Genomic DNA, 25856 nt, shown 5'->3' on the forward strand with positions numbered 1-25856 from the left:
TTGTTCAGCGGCTGTCCAGCAGGGACGGCCGGGGTGAAGCGCCCCTGCGGGGCAGCCGCGAAACGTGTGATTGTTTTTATGAAACCGTTGCTTTGTGTGCACAACATCAGCAAGACCTTCCCCGGCCACGATCGGCCGGTGATTAAGGATGTGACGTTCTGCGTCTATCCCGGCGAGGTGCTTGCGCTCGTGGGGCCCTCGGGCTGCGGGAAGACGACGACGCTGCGCACGGTGATGGGCTTCGAGCACGCGGACGCGGGCGAGGTGCTGCTCGGTGAGCAGGTGCTCCAGCGCGAAAAAACCTTCGTCGGCCCGGACCAGCGGGGCATTGGGTTTGTCTTTCAGGACTATGCGCTGTTTCCGCATTTGAGTGTGCTGGAGAATGTGTTGTTCGGCTTGCGCGGCGCGGCGTTCAAAAAGCGAGGCGGGCCTGCGATGACCCGACGCCGACGTGCGCAGATCGCCAAGGAAGCGCTGTGGATGGTCGGGCTGATGGGGCTGGAAGATCGCATGCCGCATGACCTGTCCGGCGGTCAGCAGCAGCGGGTGGCGCTGGCCCGGGCGATCGCGCCGGGCGCGCGGGTGATTCTGCTCGACGAGCCGTTCAGCAACCTCGACCCCGACCTTCGGCTGGCAACGCGAAACGAGGTGCGGATGATCGCCCACCGTGCGAAGATGGCGGTGGTGCTGGTGACGCATGACCAGGAGGAGGCGTTGTCGACGGCCGACCGGCTGGCGGTGATGCGCGAAGGCAGGCTGGTGCAGACCGGTCCGCCCGAGGAGGTTTACAACAGCCCGGCGACGGCGTTTGTGGCGCAGTTTCTCGGGCGAACGAACCTGTTGGAAGGTGATGCGACGGGCACGCACGCCGTGACGCCGTTGGGCCGAGTGGAGCTTGAGCACTTCACGCGGGGCAAGGTGTTGCTGTCGCTTCGGCCGGAGCATTTGTCGATGCAGCCCGCGGGCGATGAGCACGAGCCTGGCGCGCTTTGTGTGGGCAAGGTGGTCAGTCGCGAGTTCAAGGGTCATGACATGACGTTCCGCATTCGGCTGCAGTCGAACCGTCACGAGGTGTCGGTGCAGACGGACTACGCGACTGGGCTGGCGGTGGGGGATCGTGTGTGTCTGAAGGCCCGCACGCCTGCAGCGGTGGTCGAGCCGGACGACATGACGGTACAACTGACCGTGCCGACGGTGGGGTAAGTCTGCTGATTGCCGGTGTGCGTCGGCTGCCATATAGTGCAGCGAAGCTTGCGGGCACGCGTTGGCCAGCGGTTCAACCACGGGCGCACGTCTACGATGTTCAACCTACTTTCGATTGTCATCCCGGTTTACAACGAGAAAGACCTGCTGCCCGTGCTGCTGGCGCAGGTGCAGTCGGCCGAGCTTCCCGAGGGATTGCAGCGGCAGATTATCGTCGTCGACGACGGCTCGACCGACGGCACGGCCGACGTGTTACGGCGTTACGCGCAAGAGCACGCGGGCATCGAGCCTTACTTTCAGCCCGCCAATCGTGGCAAGGGCGCGGCGGTGCGCGAGGGCTTCGCGCGGGCGCGGGGTGAGATCGTGCTGATTCAGGACGCGGACCTGGAGTACGACCCGGCGGAGTATGGCAAGCTTCTCGCGCCCATTCTCGCGGACAAGGCGGACGTGGTGTTCGGCTCGCGATTCATCGGTGAAACGCATCGTGTGCTCTATTACTGGCATTACCTGGGCAACAAGCTGCTGACCATGCTTTCGAACGTGTTGACGAATCTGAACCTGACGGACATGGAATGCTGCTACAAGGTGTTCCGCCGGGAGGTGATCGACGGTTTGAAGGTTGAGGAAGACCGCTTCGGCGTTGAGCCGGAGCTGACGGCGAAAGTCGCGGCGGCGCGGGTGCGGATTTATGAAACGCCTGTCAGCTACGCCGGCCGAACGTATGCCGAGGGCAAGAAGATCCACTGGAAAGATGGGATCGAAGCGTTGCGGTGCATCTTTCAGTACAACGGTCGGGCGATCTTCACTCGCCAACGGCGGGGCATGTCGATGGGCCAGACCACGAGGGCCGACTCCACTTCCGACCCATCGCAATAGACTCGCTGCCGGGCGACCTGTAGCGGTTATGTCAGTTGCGCTCGCGCGGATCGCAGTTGCATACATGTCCGAAGCGATCGCGATTCATCCACCTCCGTCGATCGGTCGACGTAACCCCTGTCAGGGGGTGGCCGTTGTTGTTGAGGGAGATGGCATGCTGCGAATTGATGTTGCCAAAGCCAAGCCGGGCATGAAGCTGGCCTTGCCTGTGCAGAACCCGCAGGTACCGTCGCGCACGCTGTTGAAAGTCAGCTACGAGCTGAGCACGAGCGTCATCAAGCGACTGCTCGAACAGGGGATTCGCTCGATCTGGGTTCGCTATCCGAGCCTGGACTTCCTTAAAGAAATCATTGACGCGGAGACGGTTCGCAACCAGAGCGAGCTGGTATCTCAAGTGTCTGGTACGTTCGAGTCGCTTCAGGCTCAAGCGACTGCGAAGCTGCCTTATGACACTTATACGAAATCGCTTCAGCAGCTTGTCGATCACCTGATCAGCCATCCGAATTCGATTGTCTTCCTCGGCGATATTTCCGACGCGACGGACGACCTGATGCGCCACAGCTCAAGCGTCACCTACCTGACATTGCTGATGGGTCTGAAACTCGACGGCTACCTGGTCAAGGAACGCAAGCACGTCGCGCCCGCGCGGGCGAAGGAAGTGGCCAACCTCGGCCTGGGCGCGATGCTGCACGACGTGGGTGTGACGCAGTTGCCCGCCGAGGTGTCCGCCCGTTACAAGCGTGAGGCCGACGAGTCTGACCCCGGTTGGCAGGAACACCCGGCGATGGGTTTTCGCATGGTTCGCAGCGACGTCGACCCGTCGGCCGCGACAGTGGTGCTCAACCATCACCAGTACTTCGACGGCAGCGGCTATTCGGGGCAGGATTTTCCGACATTGACGGGGCGGAACATTCACGTGTTCGCGCGCATCACGGCTGTGGCGGACCAGTTCGACCTGCTGCGCAACCCGGCGAACCTGCCGGCGCAGCCGACGGCGTGGGTGCTGAATGCAATGGTGACCGAGCCGTTGCGGGCACGCTTTGACCCGACGGTGCTTCGGGCGTTGCTGGCGGTGGTGCCGCCTTACCCGCCGGGGTCGGTGGTGAAACTCAGCGATGGTCAGTTTGCGGTGTGCATCGATCACAACGCGCACGACCCATGTCGGCCGAAGGTGCAGATTATTCCCGACCCGGCGACCATCGCGGGCGGCGACTTGCCGCTGGGGCCGAGCATCGACCTGAGCGAACAGCCGGAGACGCTGTTTGTCGCGGAGCATGATGGCAAGCCGGTCAGCGAGTTCAACTTTACGCTGCCGCTCGATCTCGCCAGCGAGACAGCGCGGAGCCTGGCCTGGGCGTAACGCGGAACGGATCGGACATGAATCTCGGGTGCGATGGAAGCCCACGGATTCAATCCGTGAGCTTCGGCACGCTGTACGCAAACTCAAAACGTCATCGTGTCACCGACCGCGACGCTCGCCGCGTTGCGAGCGATCGCGCTGTGCGGGTGGTGAACTATCTCCATCATCGGCCGAGCCGCTGCGCGATCCGCGTTGCGGTCGGTTGCCTGCTTCCTGGTTGGAACGACGCGGTGAGTCGGCTCGTTCGCGCGAGCGGTCACGGTCGGGGCGCTGCTGAACGCTTGGGCGCGACGGGCGCGTGTCGGGGCTTGCCTGGAACGTGCCGCGGGATCGCTGCATACGCTCCAACTGACGCTCGCGAACGCGCTGCTCAGCGGTTGGCTGTTGTTGCCGCCGCTGAATGCGATCAGAGGCCCTGGGGCGTGTCGGGCGATCTTCGGCACGCGGTGCGTTTGGCTGCATCCGCTGCAACTGGCGCTCACGCACACGCTGCTCGGCTGTGGGCTGCTCGCGCTGTTGCAGACGATCGGTCGTTCGCGGTCGTGTTGCTCGCTCCTCGGTGCGCGGTGCGCTTGGCTGCATGCGCTGCAACTGACGCTCACGAACGCGCTGCTCGGCTGTGGCCGACTCGCCGCTACGCGGCTCGCCCGGCTGAACGCGTTGCAACTGGCGTTCACGCACGCGTTGCTCGGCGGTGCGTGCTTCGCGCTGCTGGGCGTCACGTCGATCCGACCGATCGCCTCGACGATCGCCAAAGCGTGTGATCGTTCGGCGGTCGTCCGTTGAACGATCGGCTTCGCGGTCGCGAGATGGGCGGACGATGCCGCGCCGCTCGAATCGATCGGTGTCACCGCTGCGAACACGCTCATCTCCGCCCCGGCGAGGCGACGTCATGCCTGGCCCACCACGGCGATCTCCGTCGCGCTCGGCACGCTCGGCACGACTACGGCCATCGCGGTCGACGCCGGCGGCGCGCCGCGTTTCGTCGCCCGTACGCCAGCCCGAGCGAGGCGTTTCGTCGCCACTTCGTTGAGCACGCTGGCGGCGCATGTTGCGCTCGTAATCCGGTTCCTGCTGACTGAGATTGACCGATCGTCGAACCCGGCCGCGTTCGGCCCGATCGCGGTCGGCGAGGCTGCGGACGTTGTCCTGGCCACGGCGGTCGGACCATTGCACGACACCGCGGTCGTGGCGCGACGGAGCCGAGCGTACCTGTCGCGAGCGGATGCGCTGATCGAGGACCATGGCTCGCGAGCGGGCAGCGACGCGGTGGTCGCCACGCTGGATGCTCTGCGGGCCGCGGACCCAGCGATGACGGTGGTTGTGCTGGTGTACGTGGATGTTCACGGTGCGGGCGTAGGGCACGCGGACGATGTGCCGATGTCGCGGGCCGAGATGCCAGACGTGAACGTGGTGATGATGCTGGTGAATGTGTCGGACGACGGTCACCGGCAGGGGGCGGACGTAGACCGGGCCGGTGTAGATGCGTGTGACCGGGGCGTAAGTGCTCGCGCCGAGGCTGAAGCGAACGCCGCCGACGGTGAAGCTGGCGGAGCTGGAGACGATGACCGGCCGATGGTGGCGGTCGATGGGCGTCCAGATGTAGTGGTCGTTGTAGCGGATGGCGGTGGCCCAGGCGGGGCTCCACTGGCCGTGATAGCTCCAGACCCAGCCGTAGGTCGCGGTGTAGCGCCACGTGCCATAGTGGGTGGTGACATGGGAGAAGGGGTACTTGCCGATCCACACCTGGCCGGTGCGGGGCACGTGGGTCCACTGGCCGTAGCGGTAGGGCACGTAGTGGGTGACGACGGTGGGGCGCCAGTAGGGAGCGTTGTCGATGTAGACCCATTCACCGTAGTTGCCCAGATCGTTGACGCCGAGCGTGTCTTCGTTGATGTGGAGGTTGTCGGGCAGGGGGGTACGAGCGATGCCGGTGGTCAGCACGTCGACGCGCTGGGCGTGCCAGCGGTCGAAGCTGTCGGCGTCGGAGCTGTCGAAGCGGACGGCCGCGGAGGGCATGAGGCCGGGGTCGACCCATACACGTTGGCCGGCGGTGACGACCTGCGGGCCGCCCTGCTCGGCCCGCATGATGGCGTGGCCGTCGTTGACGGAGAGGGTGACGCTGCCGTCGTCTTCGATGTCGATGCGCAGGGCCGTGCCGCGGACGATTTCGACCACCCCGGCGGGCGTTTCGAAGACGACGTCGCCGGTGCTGCGGCTAAGGCGATGCACGTAAAACGAGCCTACCTCGCCACGGAGGGCCATCGTCGCCCCGATATCGCGCACTTCCATCTGACTGCCGTCCGCCATGCGAACGAACGTGCCACGCGGAAACTCCAGTTCGCTCGTGCTGCCGTCGTCGGCCCAGAGGCGGTCGCCGGGCAGAACGAGCGTGTTCACAGGGGCGAATGCCCAGTCGTCATCTTCCTCGCCACGGATGACCGTGCCGCCGGCGTCGTAGCTGACGCGGGCGTGCATGGCAAACTCGCCGTCGCCTTCGTCGGCCAGGGCGGGCGTCGCCATCGCGAGCCCCGCGACCATCGCGGCCGGGAGGGTCACCGCCAGCGCCGGTCGCGTGGCCTCGTTCACCAGGCGCAGTAGTCGCCCCGACGTCCACTTCAAAGCGTGCCTGAGCATGACGGTTTCTCCTTTGTGTGTGGCGTCGGACGCTGTTCCCCGAAACCCGGCCTTGTGAATCGCGCGGCCAGGCGGTGCGCCTTCCCCGAAAGCGCAGCCGCATCACTACAAAGGGTAACGCTCCCCGGCTGGGTTTCATTTCCGGAAACCCCGCAGATTCGGGCGAAAGCACGTTTACGGCCTGCGAGCCGCGATTTTTATTCAACTGTGGACTGTTGCAATCCCACGGGAAATGGCGATCGTGGGTCAATCGCGAGATCAGCTCCGGCTGGGGGTCGGCTCGTCGTCGTCATCGTCGAGATTGGGATAAAAATCGTCGTCGTCGTCCTCGGCGTCGGCCATGCGCTGCAAGGCTTCAATCGGGTCCTCGTCGATGTCGCTGGTGGGGATGTGGCTGTCGTCCTCATCCATCGGCGAGAGGGGGTTGTCCGCGTCGTCGTCGTCGTCGCCCATGGGCGTGAGCGGTCGACCGTCGTCGGCGATCTGGGTGGACTTGCTGTCGGACTTGCTGTCGTGCGAACTGATGACGGTGCGGATAGGCTTGACCTGCTCGGGCTGGCCATCGATCACGACGGTAAAAATGACCGGTCCGACGGTGATTTCATCGCCGGCCGAGACAATCGCCTCCTGAACGCGTACGTTATTGTGGAACGTGCCGTTACTTGAGCCGAGATCCCGCAGCTCGACCTCCTCGCTTTCGGGGTCGACCTTCAGCTCGCAGTGGTGGCGTGAGACGCTGGAAAGCGGGATTCGCAGGTCGCAATCGTTCTTGCGGCCGATGATCACCCGATTTTTCGTGACCTCGAAGTCACGCCGGGCACCATCGCTTTTAAACATCACCAACAAGACGTCCATTGAAATGCCCTCGTTCGCAGGCTCGAACACCCCACACTCGACGTGAGTTTACCCCTGTGCGGAAGTTGCATCAAGCATCGTGTGCCGGAACTGCTGCCGAAATTGACGCCCGACCCGGCGTCGACGCGGTCTATATGCACGTTCCGTTCTGTTTTCATAAGTGCCATTATTGCGACTTTTACAGCATTGTGGACCAGCCAGTGGGGCCAACGGACCGCCAGGCCCGGTTTACCGACGCCCTCATCGCCGAGCTGACACATCAGGCGGAGGCTTACAACCTGCGGCCCCGCACGATTTTCGTCGGCGGCGGCACGCCCACGCTGCTGCGGCCCGAGTTGTGGCGACAGCTGCTGGCAGCGATGCAGGGGCTGGGCATGCTCGATGAGGTGGCCGAGTTCACCATTGAAGCCAACCCCGAAACCGTCACTGCCGAGCTGATGAGCGAGCTAACGGCCGGCGGCGTCAACCGCATCTCCATGGGAGCCCAGTCGTTTCAACCGCGACTGCTCAAGGCGCTGGAGCGGTGGCATGACCCGGCCAGCGTGGGCCGTGCCGCCGAGCGGGTGCAGGCTGCGGGGATCGACAATTTCAATCTCGACCTGATTTTCGCCATCCCGGGCCAGACGCTGGACGAGCTGGACGCCGACCTTGATGCGGCGATGGCGATGGGGCCGACGCATTTGTCCTGCTATAGCCTGATTTTCGAGCCGCACACGCCGCTGACAAAGAAGATGCAGCTCGGGCTGGTTAAGCCCATGGACGAAGAGACCGAGCGGGCGATGTACGAACGCGTGCTCGAACGGCTGTCCGCGGCCGGCTTCGAGCACTACGAGGTGAGCAACTGGGCACGGCCGACGCGCCGCTGCGAGCACAACCTCATCTATTGGGCCAACGGCGATTGGCTGGGCATCGGCCCCTCGGCGGCGAGCCACGTGGCCGGGCGGCGGTGGAAGAATCAACCGCATCTGGGCAAGTACCTGGCTGAATCGCCCCGGCCGCCGGTGGTGGATGAGGAATGTCTGCCCGAGGCGCAGCGCGTGGGCGAGCAGCTCATGCTCGGCCTGCGACTCAGCGAAGGCGTGACGCTGGACTGGCTCGCAGCGACGCTGCCCAGCGATGATGCCCGCTGGCAGCGGATCGAAGAGCATGTGGGGCATGGGTTACTGGAGCGCACATCGACCCATCTGCGGCTGACGCGCGACGGGCTTTTTGTGGCAGATACGCTGATTGGGACGTTGTTGTAGTTTTTTTTGGGGGGGGCGAATTTCGAATTTCGAATTTGGGATTGGGGGAAATGAAAAAGCCCGCCTGGTGGGGCGGGCTTTTCGTGGGGGTTGGGTTGTCTATTCGAATTATTTGAAATCGGCGTCGTTGTCTGCTTCGGGCTGCGGAGCGGTCTGGCGACGTTGCTGGCTTTGCTGCTGTTCGCCTTGACCGTCGGATCGCTGCTCGGAGCGGCCTGCGGCTTCGCGGACGCTCGGCGGCATGGCAACGAGGTAGATCTCGACGCGTCGGTTGGCTTCCACGCCGCCGGAGCGGTGCGGCTCAATGGGGCGATATTCGCTGTAGCCGGAGACGTTCATGCGGACCGGCGGGAGGCCGGCGCTTTCGAGCACGTCCTTGACAGCGATGGCGCGGTGAGCGGAGAGGTGCCAGTTGGTGGGGTGGCGTTCGCGTGTGGCGGGGTTGCCGATCGGCACGTTGTCGGTGTGGCCGACGATGCGGATTTCGTAGGGGCGTGCGGCGTCGCTCTGGAGGACGCGTGCGAGCTCGCGAAGTGAGCTGGCGGCGTCGTCGCGGACGTCAGCCGAGCCGAGGCCGAAGGTGAAGTCGCTGCGGAAGCGGATCATGCCGCGCTCCGAGTCGTAGCTCATCAGTTCAGGGTTGGAAGCGGCCAGGCGTTCGAGTTCGCTGTCCAACTCGGCAGGCAGGGCGCCGGCGGCCGAGCCGAGCTCGCGAAGCTGCGATTCCATGTCGCCGAGGGCCTGGCGGAGTTGGTCGCGTTCGTCGCGGAGGCGACGCAGTTCGTCGCGGCTGGCGGCTTCATCGCCCGCGCCGGACTGAAGCGAGGCGATGCGTCGTTCGGCTTCTTCGAGCTGGTTCTGCAGGTCGATGACCTGTTCCTGAGCCTGGCGGTAGGCTTCGCGGGTCTGGTCCAGCTCGGTCTGAGCGACGCAGCCGGTGGCGGAGAGCGTCAATGCTCCGAGCAACATCCATGTCTTGGCGAATCTCATGTGCGATATCCTTTTTGGTCAGGTACGGATCTTGATAACGATTCGGGGGGGTGAGCCCCGGCGGCGGGGCGTGTCTCGGGGAAGGCCCGGCGACAGGCGGCGATTGTACCGCGATGCCCGCCGCCGTGGAAATCCTGACTTTCCCGAGGCATTTCCATTACTATCTGTCGGACGCATGGGGCCGCTGGCATGAAGCGAAATCCGACCACCCTCTACCTCGCCGCCGCCATCCGTGACGCCGGGGGTCACGTCGCTCGCCCCGGCGCGATCGCCGTACGCGACGGCCGCGTGGTTGATGCGGGGCATCCAAACGACATTTCCCGTCGATTGCGCAACACGGCCCGCACGGTCGAGCTGCCCGAAGACCTGCTTTTGCCGGCGATGGTCAATGCACATGCTCACCTGGACCTGACCCACGTGCCGGCGGTCGACTACACCGGCGATTTTCTGGCCTGGCTTAAGCAGGTACGCACCGCTCGGCCGACGGATTTCGACGCGGTCGGTGCTGCCGTCGCCGAGGGGCTTCGCCTCTCGCGGGAGGCGGGGGTGGGGTACGTTGGTGATATTGCCGGCTCGGTGGACGCGATCCGCGCCCGCCACGCTGTTGGGGAGGGCCTGGCATTGCCGGGCGTGAGCTATCTCGAATGCTTTGGCTTTGACACGATGCTCGACGCCGCGGCCGACCGAATCGAGGCCTGGCTGGACCCGCTGCCGTTCGACGTGCCCGTGCCGGGGCATGTGCGCGGGGTGACGCTGGGCATTCAGCCGCACGCGCCCTACTCGGTCGGACGGACGTTGTATGACGCGGCGACCCGGCTGAGCCATAAGCACATTTACCGGCTGAGCACGCACCTGGCCGAGTCGCCCGCCGAGTTGGAGTTCGTTCGCGACGCGACCGGGCCCTTCGTTGACCTGCTGCGCGAACTGGGCAAGCTGCCCGATACGCTGCAAGCGACGGGCAAGCATCCGATCGACTGGCTGGAGCCGAACCTCAAGCGCGGCCGCTGGCTGCTGGCACACTGCAACTACATCGAAGACCGCCACATCACCACGCTCAAACGCACGGGGACGAGCGTGGTCTATTGCCCGCTGGCCAGCGAGTATTTTGGTCACCCCGAGCAGGGGCAGCACCGCTACCGCGAGATGCTCGCCGCGGGGGTGAACGTCTGCCTCGGCACGGACTCGCTGCTGTGTCAGCAGGGCGTCGACCAACCGATGGGCATCATGCCGCAGATGCGTCGGCTGTATGCGCGGGATGAAACCGCCCCGGAACTGCTGCTGGAGATGGCGACCACGCACGGCCGACTGGCGCTGGAATTTTCCGACACGGACGCGACGTTGCGGCGCGGGGCCCCGGCCGTGTTCACCGCGGTTCGTATCGACCCCGATGATGCTACGGACCCGCTGACGCAGGCGCTGACGAATGATCACCCGGCACGCTCGATTCATGCCGAGTTGACGGATGAGTCGAACGACTGACGACACGCAATCAGCGATCCGCAATCAGCAATCAGCAATCAGCAATTCAATTTGACCTCATGGCCGACCTGACACCATCACAACTGCATGAGCGCCGCGAGCGTGTGTTCCTTGTGCTTGCCGGGCTGTTTCTGGGCACGCTGGCGATGCTCAACATCCTGGGCGTGTCGCGGTTTATCGTGTTCGCGTCGTGGCATGAAGACACAGGTTGGCAGTGGGGCGAGTGGGGCCCGGCAGGGTCGATTGCGCTGGCGGTGGCGGTGGGCGTGTTGCCTTATCCGCTGACGTTTTTGTGCACGGACCTGATCAGCGAGTTCTACGGCCGAAGGCGGGCGAACTTTGTTGTCTTCGTCGGATTACTGGTCAACCTCTGGGTGATCTTTATTCTGTGGGTGGCGGGCGTGCTGCCGAGCGTGCCGACGATGGACGCGGAGACAGGCCTGCCCGCAACGGATGATCCGGACTACCCGTTTTATTACATCCGCATGCTCACGTTCGGCGCGGTGTCAGCGAGCATGATCGCGTACCTCGCGGCGCAGCTTGTCGACGTGCACGTGTTCCATTTCTGGAAGCGGTTGACGCGCGGCCGATGGCTGTGGCTGCGCAACAATGGGTCGACCATGGTCAGTCAGTTTGTTGACACGTTCGCGGTGATCACGATCACGCACTTTTACGCGCGCGCGTTGCCGATTGATGAGGGCAGCGCGATCTGGCCGCAGTTGTGGTTGTTTATCGCGACGGGGTATGTGTTCAAAGTGGTGATCGCGTTGGTGGACACGGGGCCGATCTATATTGCGGTGCATTACCTGAGCAAGTATCTGCACATTGACCCGACGCAGGAGCACCTTGCGGACGTGGAAGAAACACGGCTGGATTGACGATGCGCGGCCAGCATCATTAGAGAAGCACGTTTACCGTGGCATGCACTCATTGCGGCGTGAGGGCGACGGTGCGGCAGACCTGGTTGATGAATCGCATTTTTTCGACGACGGGGGTTACCAGCACATCGGGCACGAGGTCGAGCAGGCCAACACCGCGGTTCAATTCGTTCACGGCGATGCCCAGCCGTTGATATTCGACGACAAGTGTGTCGAAATCTGCGTCGGGATAGACGCTGCTGAACCCGACGTGACGGGCGGTGTCGAGCAGGGCGGTCATGTCCAGGTAGCCGGCAAAGGTTTCGGCCCAGTCTTCCCAGGGATGCATGCTGGCGTAGGCACTGATGAAGTGGTGCTGCCAGTCGGGAGCGGGGCCGTGTTTGTAGTAGCGGTCGATGGCGTCTTTGTAGGTGGGGTTTTCGGGGTCGCCGAAGACGCGTTTGAAGTCGGGCTCGCGTTGGTTCTGGATGAGCATGAGCCAGTAGTAGTGGCCGATTTCGTGTCGGAAGTGGCCGATGAGCGTGCGGTGCGATTCGCCGAAGTCGACACGAAGGCGTTCTCGTTCGACGTGGTCAGCCTCGGCGATGTTGATGGTGATGCGGCCGTTGGCGTGGCCGGTGATGACGCGCTCAGCCTGGCCGAGCGAACGCCACGGCTCGCCGGCGGGGGTGACGTCGGCCTTGAAGTCGAAGGCCAGCGGGGGCTGGAAGCCGTCCGCGTTCGTGCCGTACGGCAGGCCGAGGATGTCCAGGTTGTAAAACAGGCGGCGCTTCGCCTGCTCGAGGCGATACCACTTGACGTGATGGCTCGGCACGGAAAGGTCGGGGATGGTCTGCGTGAATCGGCAGGAACGGCAGAGGTCGCCCGACTCGGCGACGGTCTTGTCCGATGCGATGCACCAGTTGCAGACATTGTGCTGCTGGCTGTTGTAGCAGCGCACGAGGGAAACGCCGCAATCATCCCAGCCGCAGCGCAGGCCGCCGTCCGGCCGCGGCTCCAGCGGCACGATCCGTCGACACGCCGGGCAGAGGCCCGCCATCTTTCCGCATCGTAGACACTGTGAATTATCGAAGAACAGTGAGTTGTCGCAGGTGCACGCGTAAATCTGCATGATTGCTGGTTCCGCCTTAAGCGATCAATCCCGCGAAGAGGTTGGTTGATCCGACCGCCTTCGCCGGCGGTGTGTGGTTGATGTTTGATGCGAAGGGGCGGCCGCTAAGCGTCCACGCTATCGACGACGATGCGGTTGCCGTGCACCTCAACGACTTTGACGGGCGAGCCGGGCTCGATCCATCGGCCATAGGAAACGACATCGATGGCTTCGCCGTTGAATTCGGCGCGGCCGGTCGGTCGTAGTTCGACGGTGACGCGGCCGGTGTCGCCGACGTGGATTCGGCCTTCGCCGTAGGCTTCGTCACCGCTGACGCCGGGCATGGGCAGCGATCGCCCTTCGCCGATGTTCCACGCGGGCGAGACGTCTTCGAGCACCAGCCGGTTCAGGCCGGGGATACGGCCGAAGTGCTTCGTGACGAAGTAAAACCCGATGAAGCTGGCGAAGATGCCGAGCATCATGAACATGCTCGACCGCAACACCTCGCCCCACATTTCCGGAGGTGGCAGGTTGACCGGGCCCCACCCGCCGCCGCCGCCGGTCGGCACGGCCGCGAGGATCAGGCCGACAAACATCAGCACGACGCCGCCGATGCCCAGGAAACCGAAGCCGGGCATCCATAACAACTCTGTAATGAGCAGGGCAAGTCCGACCAGGAACACCAGGACATGCCACAACTCCGCGAGCCCGACGACAAACGGCGCGCCCAGCAGCAGCACGACCGCGAGCAATGCCACGCCGCCCGCGACGCCGACGCCGGGGGTCTGAAACTCGATGTAGGCTCCCAGCAGCAGGGCGATCACCAGCACACCGCGCACGACCGGGTTGGTGAGGAAGCCGGCGAGCTGTTCGGACCATGTCGGGCTGATGCGCGTGAGGCTGGCTGCGCCGAGGTAGTTTTGCAGTTCCTGCTCGTTGGCGACGATTTCCTGCGCGAGGCCGACTTCCAGTGCGCGGGTCTGGTTCATGGTCAGCAGGGTGTTGCCGTCGTGAACGTGGCGGATTTCGCGCCACTGGCCGCGATGAACCGGGTCGCGGGCGATGTCGATCGTCGCCTGGCCGAGGCGTTCTTCGATGGACAGCGCGTTTCGCTGGCGGTCGAAGTCGGCAGGGTCGGCGTCGTCGACCATGACGGCCTTGTCGACCTGGTTGACGACCATGCGTTCGCCGGTTTCGCGGTGCTCCACGAGGTAGGCTTCGACGCCGAGCACGGTCATGGCCTGGAACAGGGCATAGTCGTAGCCGTTGGCGCGGGCATTGTCGCGGAATTCTTCGAGGATGGGTGAAAGGGCCTTGGCTCGCTCGGTGGGGGCGAGGTCCTGGCCCATGACGACCGGGGCGCTGTCGCCGGTGGCGGAGGCGGGGGCCATGACGATTTCATTCGCGGCCGAGGCGATGAGGATGCCCGCCGAGTACGCCTCGTCGTTGATCCAGGCGACGGTGTAGACGGGCAGGTTTTTGATGTATCGGCTGATGGCCATGCCCGCGTCGAGCGTGCCGCCCTTGGTGTGGATCTCGATGACGACGATGTCGACCCCTTGAGCCATCGCACGGTCGACCCGGCGTTCGAGGCTTTCGAGCGTAAACCCATAGATCATGCCCTCGATCCGCACGACGGCTGCATTTGAACCGCTGGGCATGGCGACCCGGCGCGATTGCACCGTCGCGGGCGCGCTGCCGTTGGCGTCCGGGGTGGCGTCGGTGTCCGGTTCGCCGTTGGTGTTGTCGTTGGCGGTCGTGTCCGCTTCCGCGTCTGCTTCTTCAAGTTCGGTGGCCTGTTCGACGGTGGTAGGCTCGGCGTCCGTGTCCGCCTCGGCCTGCATCGCGACGGGCGCTGCGCCGCCGACGAGGCCGGCTGTCATCAACAGACTCGCCAACATCACCCACAACCAGCCCCGCACTACGGATGTTCGTTGGATTTGCTTCATGGCAATCGATTATAGGTCAATCCGCCGCCGGACCACCTGTTTGTGGGAATCGCGGCCGATGGGCGAGGTGTTGACGTGACGCCAGGCAGGGGCCATCATCAGCCGTAACGATATGATGCGTTTTTTTGCCAGCTTAAGGAGATTCGATCATGCCCCGACTTGTTCGTTGTGACGGCACGGGCCCCCAGGAAATCAAGCCGCAGGAGAAGAGCGTCTGGATCTGCATGTGTGGGCTGAGCAAGTCGCTGCCGACCTGTGACGGCTCCCACAAGACGGCCCGGCAGGAAGATCCCGAGAAGCTCTACGTCTACGACCGCTCGCGGTGCAACGTCGAAGAGGTCCGCGAGGACCAGGCGATGCTGGACGAGAAGTAAAAGGCGTTGCAGTTGATCCACAGAGGTGGGAGGAAGCCCACGGATTCAATCCGTGGGCTTTAAGCGCCAAAGCATGCATGGGGGTTTAACGCAATTGCATCGTGGTGCATTTGGGTACGGGCGGTCATGTCGAAGTGTCGGTGAACATACGAAGCTGGTTGCGTTCGAGGTCGAGCTTGTTCACCGGGCGGTCGGGGGAAATGCGATACTGGCCCGACCAGCAGGCGGTGCAGTAGTTGTCCGCCGGCCGATTGACGCAGGAGAGCATGCCGTCGAGCGAGAGGTAGTGCATGGAGTCGACGCCGAGGAACTCGGCGATCTCTTCCTGCGTGCGGTTGTGGGCGATCAACTTCGTGCGGTCGGGGAAGTCGATGCCGAAGTAGCAGGGGTGGCGGATGGGCGGGCAACTGATGCGCAGGTGGATCTCTTTCGGACCTGCCTTGCGCAGCTGGGCCATCTTGCCGCGGGTGGTCGTGCCGCGGACGATCGAGTCGTCGACGACGATGATTCGCTTGTCGCGGACGATTTCGTCGATGACGTTGAGCTTCAGCTGGACAGCGGTGCGTCGCTGGCTTTGCGTGGGCTGGATGAACGTTCGGCCGACGTAGCGGTTGGGCACGATGCCTTCGCGGTACGGGATGCCGGACGCCACGGCGTAGCCCAGCGCGGCCGATCGGCCGGAGTCGGGCATGGGCACGACATAGTCCGCATCGACCGGGGCTTCCTCGGCCAGCTTGGCGCCCATCTTTTCGCGGACGATCTGAACGGTTTCGCCGAACAGTTGCGAACTGGGGTTGGCGAAGTAGACGTGCTCGAAGATGCAGTGCGCGGGGGTTTGCGACTCGGCGAAGCGTCGGCTTTCAACGCCACGATCGGAGAGGGTGACGATCTCGCCGGGCTCGACTTCGCGGATGAACCGTGCGCCGAGGGCGTCGAACGCGACCGTTTCGCTGGCGACCATAGGCGCGCCCTCGGTCGTTTCGCCGAGTACGAGCGGCCGCCAGCCCCAAGGGTCGCGGACGGCCTCGATACGGTCATCGAAGAGGAACACCAGCGAGTAAGCGCCCTGGAGGTGCTGGAGCGTGGCAACGACCGGGTCGTCATGGCTGAGATGGTGTGACGCGAGCAGGACGAGGATGACCTCCGTGTCGGTGGAGGTCTGGAACATGTGGCCACGCTGTTCGTAATGCTCGCGGAGCAGGTCGGCGTTGACGAGGTTGCCGTTGTGTCCAAGGGCGACCTGTCCGCCGATGTACTCGCGCATAAGCGGCTGGGCGTTGCACGAGCGTGACGAGCCGGTGGTGGAGTAGCGGTTGTGGCCGATGCCGGCGGTGCCCTTGAGCTGGCTGAGGATACGCTCGTTGAACACTTCGGGTACGAGGCCCATGCCGGCGTGGGCGCGGAGCTGGCCGGCCTCATTCGTGGCGATGCCGGCGGACTCCTGCCCGCGGTGCTGCTGGGCGTAAAGGGCCGTGTAACAGAGGTGTGCGGCTTGTGGGGAGCCCCAGACCCCGAACACGCCACATTTATGCTTGGCTTCGGCCGAATCCATCAGATTTCAGGTCCGTGTGGTGGGCAACGAGTCGAATCGGTGGGTAGAGACATCAACGGTAGTCGGGGCAGCCGATTCGGTCAAGGTTGTAAGTGAGGGGTTACGGTGTTGAGGCGGGTGATGATCCCTGGTGAGCGGGTTCGGGTACGATGATTGGCCATGTTTGGGGGTGCTGACGACAGTTTGATGCAGGCGGACGAGGGTCGCGAGGCGCGGGAGCGGGCGCGGCGGGCTCGGCCTTTTGTATTTCTGGCGGTGGCGATGATGGTGGGGGTGCTGGTGGGACGGGCGTGGCCCTGGGGGGCGATGTGGGTGGTCGCGGCCGGGGCGCCGATGGCGGGGATGGGGGTGATGCTGCTGCGGGGCCATGGGCGGGCGGCGCTGATCTGGGGGCTGCTGGCGGTGGTAATGCTGATGGCGGGGTGGCAGGTCTGGCGGGCAGAGCATGTGGCGGCGGATCATATTGCCCGATACGCGACGCGGCCGGCACAGTTGGCGGAGGTGACGGGCAGGGTGGTCGAGCTGCCTTCGTCGCCGGCGCGTGATGTGGGGGCGTTTGCCGCGTTCGACTATCGGCCGCCGGTGACGCGGACGGTGGTCGCGGTCGACGGCGTGGCGGTGGGGCCCGCGCGACAGTTTGCCCCGGCGAGCGGGCGCGTGCTCTTGCGCGTGGGTGAGGTGGACCATCGCTTGAAGCGCGGCCAGCGCATTCGCGCCGTCGGCTGGCTTGGCGATGTGCATGGCCCGAGCAATCCCGGCGAATTCGACTACCGCGAACACTTGCGCAGTCGCGGCATCGTCGGCCGCCTGAGCCTGCCCAGTCGATCGCATTGGCAGTTGCTCGAAGAGCCGAGCGTCTGGTCGCCGGCGCGTTTGCAGATATTGCGAGACGATTTCGCGGCGACACTGCAACGCTCGCTTCGGCTGGGCATGGCGGAAGATGAGCGGTCGCTTGCGCTGCTGGAGGCGGTGCTGCTGGGCATCTGGGGCCGAGAGCTCGCGGACACGTACGAGTCGTTCCGCAGAGTTGGCTTGGCCCATCTGTTGGCGATATCAGGTGCTCATCTCGGCATCCTGCTCGGGCTGGTTTGGATGGTGGTGCGGGTTGTCGTGCCATACCCCCGCTGGGCAGCGATGATCGTGTTAGTCGTGCTGGGACTGTACCTGCTCGCGCTGCCGGTGCGTGTACCGATCATGCGTGCGGCGATCATGGCGGCGGTGTTCTGTGTGGGGTACGCCAGCGGTCGGAAGCTGCCGGCGATGGCGATGCTGGCGATCGCGATGATCGCGGTGCTCCTCTGGCGGCCGAGCGATCTTTTTACGCCGGGCTTTCAGCTGAGCTTCGGCATTGTGGCGGGGTTGATTGTGTTTGCACGCCCGGTACGGCGGTGGCTTTGGCCGACGGATACCGAGCGGTTGGGCGACGCGCGGACGGCGAGGCAGGCCGAACCTGCGCGGTTGAGCACGATGCTGCTGTATCGCGGGGCGGATTATGGGGCGGCGAACGTGGTGGCGTTTGTCATTGCGCTGCCGGTGGTGGCGTATCACTTTCAGATGGTCAGCCCACTGGCGATTGTGATGTCGCTGCTCGCGCTGCCAGTGGTGACGGCGGTGCTGGCGTTGGGTTATTTGAAAATGGTCGTGGGGCTGTTGCTTCCGTCGGTTTCAATCGTGTTGGCCGGGCCGGCGATGTGGCTGAGCGATTCGCTGCTGGGGCTGGTGGATCATGCCGAGCACTGGCCTGGTGCATGGCTGGAATTGACGCATACGCCGAGCGCGGCGTGGGTGATGGCGACGTCGTCGGCGGGGGTGGCGCTGCTGGCAGGTGCGTACGCGGGGCGACGCAAGGCGTTGGCCGCGAGCGCGGGGGTGCTGCTGTTGTGGGCGGTGGCGGTCGAGCGCGACTGGGCGACGCTGTTCAAAGCGGACGCAGATCGACCAGTGATGACGCTGCACAGCTTCAGCGTCGGCCACGGCTCGGCGCACCTGGTGCAGTTTGACGGCCGGGCGATCCTTTTCGACTGCGGATCACATGCCTACCCGCTCGTCGGCTCGCGCACGGTCGCGCCGGGCTTGCGTCGGCTTGGCGTTCGCGAACTCGATACGGTTTTCGTTTCACATGCTCACCTGGACCATTTCAACGGTCTGCTGGAGCTTGCCGACCGTATCGCTGTTCACGAAGTGCTGCTCACCCCCGCGATGTGGCAGGAAGCCCACGAGCAGCCGTGGCGGGCGACGGGTGTGCTGCTGGCCGGTCTGCGTGAACGCAGCGTGCCGGTCCGCGCTGCCTACCGCGGTTGGGCACGACAGTACGACAACGTGCAGCTTCGCCTGCTCTGGCCCCCAGCGGACAAGCGGGACTTCGATCGCGTGAACGATACGTCGCTCGTGCTGGCGATCGATCACGTCACGGCCGACCGCCGCCTGCTGCTCACCGGTGATATTGAAGCCCAGGCCATCGCCGGCCTGCTCGCGCGTGAGCCGGGCCTCCGTGCGGATGTCGTCGAAATGCCCCACCATGGCGAATACTCAGACGCCGGCATCACATTGCTCGACGCGCTTCAGCCATCGCTGCTCGTCCAGTCCAGTGACCTTGCACGGCTGCGCCGCGATCGATGGCCGAGGCAGCTCGACGCGATGGGCCTCGGCGATGCCCCACGCCTGACCACCGCTGACCATGGCATGGTTACCGTGCAGATTCACCCCACCGGCGAAATCCGCTGGCACACGTTCCGCGAGCCGGAACGAACACTGGCGATCGATGAATGAAGCTCGCCAGGCTTCCGTCTCCGAGCTTTGAATAAAAAATCGAAAATTAAAGTTCCCGTGATGTACCCTATGCCCATGTACGAGATCACCATCGAACGCACCTTCGCCGCCAGCCACGCCATTCGCCTGCCCGATGGCCAGCTTGAGCCGATTCATGGGCACAACTGGCCCGTCGCCGTGACGGTCGAACGTGACGAATTGGACGCCATTGAAACGGTAATGGATTTTCACGACCTGGAAGCGATCGTCGACAAGCTGGTCGCTGCGTTTCACAATCGTCATCTGAACGACTTGCCGCCGTTCGCAGGCGAGGCCGTGAATCCCACCGCCGAGCGGGTTGCCTGGTGGATCGGCTCACAGACCGCTGAACAACTACCCGAGGGCGTGCGACTGCAACAGGCCCGCGTTGGCGAAGCACCCGGCTGCTGGGCTACCTACCGCCCCACACGCTGACCTGCACGCCACGCGACAATTCAGTAGTCATTTGACTGAAAATGGATGAAATAACACACATACGGGCAAGAAAAAAGGCCCGGCATGAGACAAGCCCATGCCGAGCCCTTCCGGGGGCAAATTGTACGGCCTACAACAGCAGGCCAATTTGTTCAGATTCTCACAACCACAACTAAACTTGGGTCGCTCTGACTGAACAAGGGCACATCATACAGAGTCTTTATGGTTCGTCAACGGCATTCGAAGGTTAGCAATATGTTCCTAGTAGTTTTACAAATTTCCGCTACATGACGACGATATTGATGATGTAACGCTCGTCAGGTGGCGAGCCAACGACCAATGCTCCGATGAGATGTTCCATGAATGACACCCCGCCCGCGCAGGCCGAAGCAAAGCGCCTCGATGAATCCACTCAACGCGTCAACAACTGGCAACGCTGGGGGCCTTACCTCGCTGAGCGTCAGTGGAGCACGGTGCGCGAAGACTATTCGCCCGACGGCGACTGCTGGAACTATTTCCCGCACGACCACGCGCGCAGCCGAACGTATCGCTGGGGCGAAGACGGCCTGCTGGGGCTCACGGACCGCCAGTGTCGGCTCTGCTTCTCGCTCGCGTTGTGGAACGGCAAGGATTCGATCCTCAAAGAGCGACTGTTCGGCCTGACCAACCCCGAAGGCAACCACGGCGAAGACGTCAAAGAGCTTTACTACTACCTCGACTCCTCTCCCACGCACAGCTACCTAAAGGGCCTCTACAAATACCCCCAGGCTGAGTTCCCCTACGCCAAGTTGGTGGAAGAAAATCGCAATCGCGGCAAGCAGGACGACGAATACGAACTGCTCGACACGGGTGTCTTCAAAGACGATCGTTACTTCGACGTGCAGGCCGAGTACGCCAAAGACCAGCCCAACGATGTGTTCATCCGCATCACGCTGACCAACCGTGCGCCGAAAGGCAGCGACCCCGCTGAACTGCACTTGCTGCCCACGCTCTGGTTTCGTAATACGTGGAGTTGGGGCCGGGAGGGCGCGGAGGGGCATGGCAAGAAGCCGACGATGAAGCTGGTCGACGGCAAGCAGCCGAAGGTGGAGACGGACCACCGTACGCTCGGCCGATTCAATTTCGTGGCAGACGATGCGAGCGATGGCACGAAGCCGACGTGGTTGTTCACCGACAACGAGTCGAACTTCAAGCTGCTGATGGGCAAAGAGAACTTCAGCGAGTACGTCAAGGACGCGTTTCATCGTTACGTGATTGAAGGTGAAACGGACGCGGTCAATCCGAAGCAGGAAGGGACGAAGGCTTCGCCGTGGTATCAGTTGACCATCAAGCCGGGCGAGTCGGTGACGCTTCGCATGCGTCTGCACGCTGCCGACGAGCCGCCTAAAGCGCCGCCCACCACGTTCGGCAAGCGATTCGACAACCTGTTCGCGAAGCGTATCAAGGAAACCGACGCCTTTTATGAAAGCGTGCTCGATCAGAAGCTGACCGTTGAGCAACGCCGAGTGGCGCGTCAGTCGCACGCGGGCTTGCTGTGGACCAAGCAGTTTTACGTCTACATCATCGAGCAGTGGCTTCAAGGTGACCCCGCACTGCCCGCGCCCCCCGCGAGTCGATTGCAAGGCCGCAACAGCGACTGGCGTCAACACCTCTACAACCGCGATGTTATTTCCATGCCCGACAAATGGGAGTACCCGTGGTACGCCGTGTGGGACCTGGCGTTTCACATGATCCCGTTTTCACGCATCGACCCGGCGTTCGCGAAGAAGCAGCTTCGCCTGTTCCTGCGAGAATGGTACATGCACCCGAGCGGCGCGATGCCAGCGTATGAGTTCAACTTCTCCGACGTCAACCCGCCGGTGCACGCATGGGCGTGTTGGCGGGTGTACAAGATGGCTGCGCCGCGCGGCGAACGCGATCGCGATTTTCTCGAACGCGTCTTTCAGAAACTACTGCTGAACTTTACCTGGTGGGTGAATCGCAAGGACTTCAAGGAGAACCACATCTTCTCCGGCGGCTTCCTCGGCCTGGATAACATCGGCGTGTTCGATCGTTCGCAACCCTTTGCCGACGGCACGCATCTTGAACAGGCCGACGGCACGGCGTGGATGGCGTTCTACTGCGGCACGATGTTGAGTATGGCGCTCGAACTGGCCGAGCCTTACAACGCCTATGAAGATATGGCCACCAAGTTTTTCGAGCACTACATTCACATCGCCGACGCGATCAATTGTCTCGGCGGCGACAACGGCGGGACCGGCCTGTGGGATGAAGACGATGGCTTCTACTACGACCGCTTGCACGTGCACGACAAGACGCATCCGCTGAAGGTGCGCTCGCTGGTCGGTTTATTGCCGTTGATCACCGCGACCATTATCAACCGCGACGCCTACGATCGCCTGCCCGGCTTCCGCAAGCGAACCGAGTGGTTCCTCAAGTACCGCCAGGATCTTGCCCAGCAGATCACCTATCTCGAAGCCGGCGGTCAGCGAAAGCGAAAGAAAGACCAGGCGCCAGAGTTCCTGCTCGCGATTCCATCGCGCAATCGCTTCGAGCGCGTGCTTGCCTATCTGCTCGACGAGAACGAGTTCCTTTCACCTTATGGCATCCGTTCGCTGTCGAAGCATCACGCCGACCACCCGTTCCGCATCAAGCTCGACGGCACGACGCATGAGGTTGCTTACGAGCCCGGCGAAGCGCGCTCGGCACTGTTCGGTGGCAATAGCAACTGGCGCGGCCCGGTCTGGTTCCCCGTCAATTACCTGATCATCGAAGCACTCGAACGTTACCATCACTTCTACGGCAACGACTTTAAGATCGCCTTCCCCACCGGCTCGAACAACATGCTCACGCTCGGCGAGGTCGCCGACGAACTGCGCAACCGTCTCGCGAGACTCTTTCTGCCCGACACGAAAGGCCACCGTCCTGCCCATGGCGACGACGCCCGCTATGCCAGCGATCCGCATTTCAAAGATCTGCTGCTGTTTTACGAATACTTCCACGCCGAAACCGGCCGAGGTCTCGGCGCCAGCCATCAGACCGGCTGGACGGCGCTCGTCAGCGAGTGTCTCCGGAATCCCCACGGGTGAGCCTGTCGCGACGGGTGCGTGTCGTATGATTCATTGATCGGGCCGTTCGCCGTTGAGGGGGGCGCTTCAAGAAAGACAATCGCCCGAACTGCCGATGGCAGCTTCGGGCGATTGTTGCTGGTATGACGCAGGCTTGGCGAAGCCTGGTGATTGTTGTGGTCGCCGGGGGGTCAGACGCCTGTGGTGCGACCCCGTCCGGCAAGTCCGGCGATCAACGAAACGATCAGCAGGATCACGAAGATCGCAAACAGAACCTGCGCGATGGTTGCGGCTGCGCCGGCGAGGCCGCCGAAGCCAAGGATTGCAGCAATCAGTGCAACGACAAAGAAAACCAGTGCCCAGTAAAGCATTGTTCAAACTCCTTTCGCGAAGCGTTCACTTTCGCGGTTGACAAACTCCCTCCGTCCCTTGGAACGACCAAGGGCAGTCGAACGGCTTGGCTCGGCGACCGTATTGTGGGTGGGCCGAATCATCGTTCGCGTTACCTGAAGTACGCACCTGCTGGCTGAAAGCGTTTCACGACATCCGGCAAAAGCCGTTGGAATGGAGTTTCAGGCGACGCCTGGGTAGGGAAGACCACCACGCCACAGCCATCGCGCGGGTGTTTCGACGTAGTGGCTTGTTCGTTGTTAGCGCGTTTACATGCCGGCTGGGGCGTGACTGGCAGCAAGGTTTTTAAAGCGGGTGGTGGAGCCGTCGAACAGCAGGCGGACGGTGCCGGTGGGGCCGTTTCGCTGCTTGGCGATGATGACTTCCGCCTCGTTGTTTTCGACGTATTCTTCGTCACCGCGATGGTAGTAGTCTTCGCGGTGGAGCATCATGACGACGTCGGCATCCTGCTCGATCGAGCCGGACTCGCGGAGGTCGCTCATGCGGGGGCGGTGGCCTTCGCGGCCCTCGGCTTGCCGGTTGAGCTGACTGAGGCAGACCACGGGCACGTTCAGCTCACGAGCGAGGGCTTTGATGCCCCGGCTGATGTTGGACACTTCCTGCTGGCGTGATTCCGCGCCGGGGGCGGACATGAGTTGAAGGTAGTCGACCATGAGGCATTTGATGTCATGTCGCGACGCGAGTCGTCGGGCCTTGGCGCGCAATTGCAGCAGCGTCAGGCCGGGCGTGTCGTCGATGTAGAGCGGCGCTTCGCTGAGTTCGCCGACGGTCAGCGAGAGCTTCGCGAAGTCGTCGCCGGAGAGCATGTTTCGGCGAAGCTTGTGCGAGTCAACGCCCGAGCGGGCGCAGAGCAGTCGCTGGGCGAGCTGCTGCTTGCTCATTTCCAGGCTGAACACGGCGCATGATTGATGCGACGTGGCTGAGATGTGCTCAGCCATGTTCAGTGCGAACGCGGTCTTACCCATCGACGGGCGGGCGGCGATGATGATCAGTTCGCCCGGCTGCAAGCCGTTGAGCATCTCGTCCATCTCGAAAAAGCCGGTTTCGATGCCGGTCAGTGACTGGCCATCTTCGGCTTCGAGTCGGTCGAAGGTTTCCTGAAGCAGCACCTTCAACTCGGTGGCGTTGGTGTCTTCGCGTCCCTCGGCGAGCTCGAAGATCTCACGCTCGGCCTTGTCGAGCAGGTCGCCGGTGGGCTCGGCGGAGTTGTAGCAGTCGTAGAGAATCCGCCCGGCGGTGTCGATGAGCCGACGGAGCACGGCCTTCTCGCGGACGATGCCCGCGTAGTAGCCGGCACTCGCCGCCGACGGCACGGACTCGGCCAACTCGACGAGATACTCCACGCCACCGACGTCGTCGAGCTGCTGCTTGTCCGCCATCCGCTGCTTGAGCTGGACGATGTCGATCGACTGATGTTTGTCATAAAGCTCGATGAGCGTTTCGTAGATCGCCGTGTGGCCGGGCTGGTAGAAGTCGTCAGCGCCCTTGATGAGCTGGAGGACTTCGCCACAGACCCGCCAGTCGAGGATCATCGAGCCCAACAGCGCGGCCTCGGCCTCGAGCGCGTGCGGCGGCAGCTTGTCGAATAGCTTGGTCAGCTCGACTTTGCGTGGCTCGAATTTTTGTCGCTTCCGCCCGTTGCTTTCACCCATCGTGCCCCTATCGTCGCCGGGTTGTCGGCCGAGGGCAACCGTCTTCGGTGACACCACTGTGTCAGTGTGGAGAACGATTCGTGGATGTGGAAAACCTGTCGGCGACAGGGCGGCTCATTGAATGGTTGGATGATGTAAAGTTATGTTCGCATCGCGCATAAAAAAACGGACGCCGCTTGCACGACGTCCGCTGGTGTGTGTTTATTTGTGAGGCGGGCGATCAGCCAGCAGCTGCGGCGACGGGTGCATCGCTGCGGATGTGGACGCGTCGGCCTTGGAACTCGACGTAGCCGTCGGTCAGGGCGTAGAGCGTGTTGTCGCTGCCGATGCCGACCTTGTGTCCGGGCTTGAACGGGGTTCCGCACTGGCGGATGATGATCGAGCCGGCCTTGGCGCGCTGGCCGCCGTAGAGCTTGACGCCGCGGAACTGCGGGTTGGAGTCGCGGCCGTTCTTGGTGGAGCCTTGCCCCTTCTTATGTGCCATTGCATCACCTCGCGAGTCGGGTGGGTGTTTGGTTAGTTCAGTCGAGCCGCGAAGTATAGCATGGCCGGTTGTGGGGGGCAAGCGGGATGAGGCGGCGTCAGGGCGGTGGCGGGAGAGGGCTTCGGTGGGGGAGATGCGTGGGCTTTATTGGGGTGGTGTGGTTTGGTGCTTCTTTTTGGCAGGCGGATGCGTTAGGCTGGTAACTGGTGAATTTCGCTGTGTTTCTGGAAGGAGTGCCGTGATGGCCAGAGCGAGTGTCGACCCGGAAGAGCTTCGTCGGTTTGCCAGGGACCTGACGCGGTTTAACGCTCAGTTGGAGGAGATGATGGGGGCGCTCAGTGCGCGGACGCATCAGCTGGCCGAGAGTTGGCGGGATGCGGAGCATCGCAAGTTCGTGGAGGAGATGGCACGAACGAGCAAGGCGTTGGGGCAGTTTGTGCAGATGTCCAACGAGCACGCGGCGTTTCTGGTGAAGAAGGCCGGGCACGTCGATGCGTACCTCAATCAGCGGTAGGGTTTTCGTCGTCACTAA

The 25856-nt window shown here is 63.3% G+C and carries 20 protein-coding genes; 11 read left to right on the forward strand and 9 right to left on the reverse strand.

Annotated elements, in window-relative coordinates; genetic code table 11:
- Positions 1 to 78 precede the first annotated feature (78 nt).
- From ACERK3_12835 to ACERK3_12845, 3 genes are all read left to right on the forward strand, one after another.
- A complete protein-coding gene (locus ACERK3_12835; protein MFA9479170.1) occupies positions 79 to 1203 on the forward strand; it encodes an ABC transporter ATP-binding protein in 1125 nt (374 codons plus the stop codon).
- 96 nt (positions 1204 to 1299) lie between these two features.
- Positions 1300 to 2079, forward strand: a complete 780-nt coding sequence (locus tag ACERK3_12840; protein MFA9479171.1) for a glycosyltransferase family 2 protein — start codon at positions 1300 to 1302, stop codon at positions 2077 to 2079.
- Between the two features lie 154 nt (positions 2080 to 2233).
- Positions 2234 to 3439, forward strand: a complete 1206-nt coding sequence (locus ACERK3_12845) for an HD-GYP domain-containing protein (GenBank protein MFA9479172.1) — start codon at positions 2234 to 2236, stop codon at positions 3437 to 3439.
- Positions 3440 to 3538: 99 nt separating this feature from the next.
- Here ACERK3_12845 and ACERK3_12850 read toward each other — a convergent pair whose 3' ends face one another.
- A complete protein-coding gene (locus tag ACERK3_12850) occupies positions 3539 to 6076 on the reverse strand; it encodes a DUF6600 domain-containing protein (protein ID MFA9479173.1) in 2538 nt (845 codons plus the stop codon).
- A gap of 258 nt (positions 6077 to 6334) precedes the next feature.
- The gene (locus tag ACERK3_12855; protein MFA9479174.1) at positions 6335 to 6931 is read right to left on the reverse strand and encodes an FHA domain-containing protein; all 597 of its coding nucleotides are present in this window, start codon (positions 6929 to 6931) and stop codon (positions 6335 to 6337) included.
- A 134-nt stretch (positions 6932 to 7065) separates the two neighbouring features.
- Here ACERK3_12855 and hemW point away from each other — a divergent pair, with 134 nt between their 5' ends.
- Positions 7066 to 8175, forward strand: coding sequence for a radical SAM family heme chaperone HemW (hemW, locus tag ACERK3_12860; GenBank protein MFA9479175.1), 1110 nt, complete (start codon positions 7066 to 7068; stop codon positions 8173 to 8175).
- 108 nt (positions 8176 to 8283) lie between these two features.
- Here hemW and ACERK3_12865 read toward each other — a convergent pair whose 3' ends face one another.
- On the reverse strand, positions 8284 to 9165 hold the full coding sequence (locus ACERK3_12865) for an OmpA family protein (GenBank protein ID MFA9479176.1): 882 nt from the start codon (positions 9163 to 9165) through the stop codon (positions 8284 to 8286).
- 189 nt (positions 9166 to 9354) lie between these two features.
- Between ACERK3_12865 and ACERK3_12870 the strand changes: the two genes are divergently transcribed.
- On the forward strand, positions 9355 to 10644 hold the full coding sequence (locus ACERK3_12870) for an amidohydrolase family protein (protein ID MFA9479177.1): 1290 nt from the start codon (positions 9355 to 9357) through the stop codon (positions 10642 to 10644).
- A 59-nt stretch (positions 10645 to 10703) separates the two neighbouring features.
- Positions 10704 to 11522, forward strand: coding sequence for a queuosine precursor transporter (locus tag ACERK3_12875; GenBank protein MFA9479178.1), 819 nt, complete (start codon positions 10704 to 10706; stop codon positions 11520 to 11522).
- Positions 11523 to 11571: 49 nt separating this feature from the next.
- Here ACERK3_12875 and ACERK3_12880 read toward each other — a convergent pair whose 3' ends face one another.
- On the reverse strand, positions 11572 to 12633 hold the full coding sequence (locus tag ACERK3_12880; GenBank protein ID MFA9479179.1) for a putative zinc-binding metallopeptidase: 1062 nt from the start codon (positions 12631 to 12633) through the stop codon (positions 11572 to 11574).
- A gap of 104 nt (positions 12634 to 12737) precedes the next feature.
- Entirely contained in the window at positions 12738 to 14561 is a 1824-nt protein-coding gene (locus ACERK3_12885; protein MFA9479180.1) for an NfeD family protein, read from the reverse strand.
- Positions 14562 to 14710: 149 nt separating this feature from the next.
- On the opposite strand from ACERK3_12885, the gene ACERK3_12890 reads away from it, so the two are divergent.
- Positions 14711 to 14935, forward strand: a complete 225-nt coding sequence (locus tag ACERK3_12890) for a CDGSH iron-sulfur domain-containing protein (protein MFA9479181.1) — start codon at positions 14711 to 14713, stop codon at positions 14933 to 14935.
- Positions 14936 to 15059: 124 nt separating this feature from the next.
- Here ACERK3_12890 and purF read toward each other — a convergent pair whose 3' ends face one another.
- On the reverse strand, positions 15060 to 16487 hold the full coding sequence (purF, locus tag ACERK3_12895) for an amidophosphoribosyltransferase (protein MFA9479182.1): 1428 nt from the start codon (positions 16485 to 16487) through the stop codon (positions 15060 to 15062).
- A gap of 159 nt (positions 16488 to 16646) precedes the next feature.
- Here purF and ACERK3_12900 point away from each other — a divergent pair, with 159 nt between their 5' ends.
- The 3 genes from ACERK3_12900 to ACERK3_12910 all read left to right on the forward strand — a co-directional run bounded on the left by ACERK3_12900 (position 16647) and on the right by ACERK3_12910 (position 22798).
- The gene (locus tag ACERK3_12900) at positions 16647 to 19256 is read left to right on the forward strand and encodes a ComEC/Rec2 family competence protein (protein MFA9479183.1); all 2610 of its coding nucleotides are present in this window, start codon (positions 16647 to 16649) and stop codon (positions 19254 to 19256) included.
- A 69-nt stretch (positions 19257 to 19325) separates the two neighbouring features.
- Positions 19326 to 19709 carry a 6-pyruvoyl tetrahydropterin synthase family protein gene (locus tag ACERK3_12905; GenBank protein MFA9479184.1) on the forward strand — a complete coding sequence of 128 codons (384 nt, stop codon included), beginning with the start codon at positions 19326 to 19328 and terminating at the stop codon, positions 19707 to 19709.
- A gap of 359 nt (positions 19710 to 20068) precedes the next feature.
- Entirely contained in the window at positions 20069 to 22798 is a 2730-nt protein-coding gene (locus ACERK3_12910) for a glucosidase (GenBank protein MFA9479185.1), read from the forward strand.
- 170 nt (positions 22799 to 22968) lie between these two features.
- Here ACERK3_12910 and ACERK3_12915 read toward each other — a convergent pair whose 3' ends face one another.
- The 3 genes from ACERK3_12915 to rpmA all read right to left on the reverse strand — a co-directional run bounded on the left by ACERK3_12915 (position 22969) and on the right by rpmA (position 25324).
- Positions 22969 to 23148, reverse strand: coding sequence for a DUF1328 domain-containing protein (locus tag ACERK3_12915; GenBank protein ID MFA9479186.1), 180 nt, complete (start codon positions 23146 to 23148; stop codon positions 22969 to 22971).
- A 288-nt stretch (positions 23149 to 23436) separates the two neighbouring features.
- Positions 23437 to 24840 (reverse strand): replicative DNA helicase, encoded by a 1404-nt coding sequence (gene dnaB, locus ACERK3_12920; protein MFA9479187.1) that lies wholly within the window; start codon positions 24838 to 24840, stop codon positions 23437 to 23439.
- A gap of 220 nt (positions 24841 to 25060) precedes the next feature.
- Positions 25061 to 25324 (reverse strand): 50S ribosomal protein L27, encoded by a 264-nt coding sequence (gene rpmA / locus ACERK3_12925; GenBank protein MFA9479188.1) that lies wholly within the window; start codon positions 25322 to 25324, stop codon positions 25061 to 25063.
- Positions 25325 to 25565: 241 nt separating this feature from the next.
- On the opposite strand from rpmA, the gene ACERK3_12930 reads away from it, so the two are divergent.
- Positions 25566 to 25838: a WXG100 family type VII secretion target gene (locus tag ACERK3_12930; protein ID MFA9479189.1), complete on the forward strand. Its 273-nt coding sequence runs from the start codon at positions 25566 to 25568 to the stop codon at positions 25836 to 25838.
- The last annotated feature ends 18 nt before the right edge of the window (positions 25839 to 25856 follow it).

It is taken from the genome of Phycisphaerales bacterium AB-hyl4 (genome assembly GCA_041821185.1).
GTDB classification, from domain to species: domain Bacteria; phylum Planctomycetota; class Phycisphaerae; order Phycisphaerales; family Phycisphaeraceae; genus Natronomicrosphaera; species Natronomicrosphaera hydrolytica.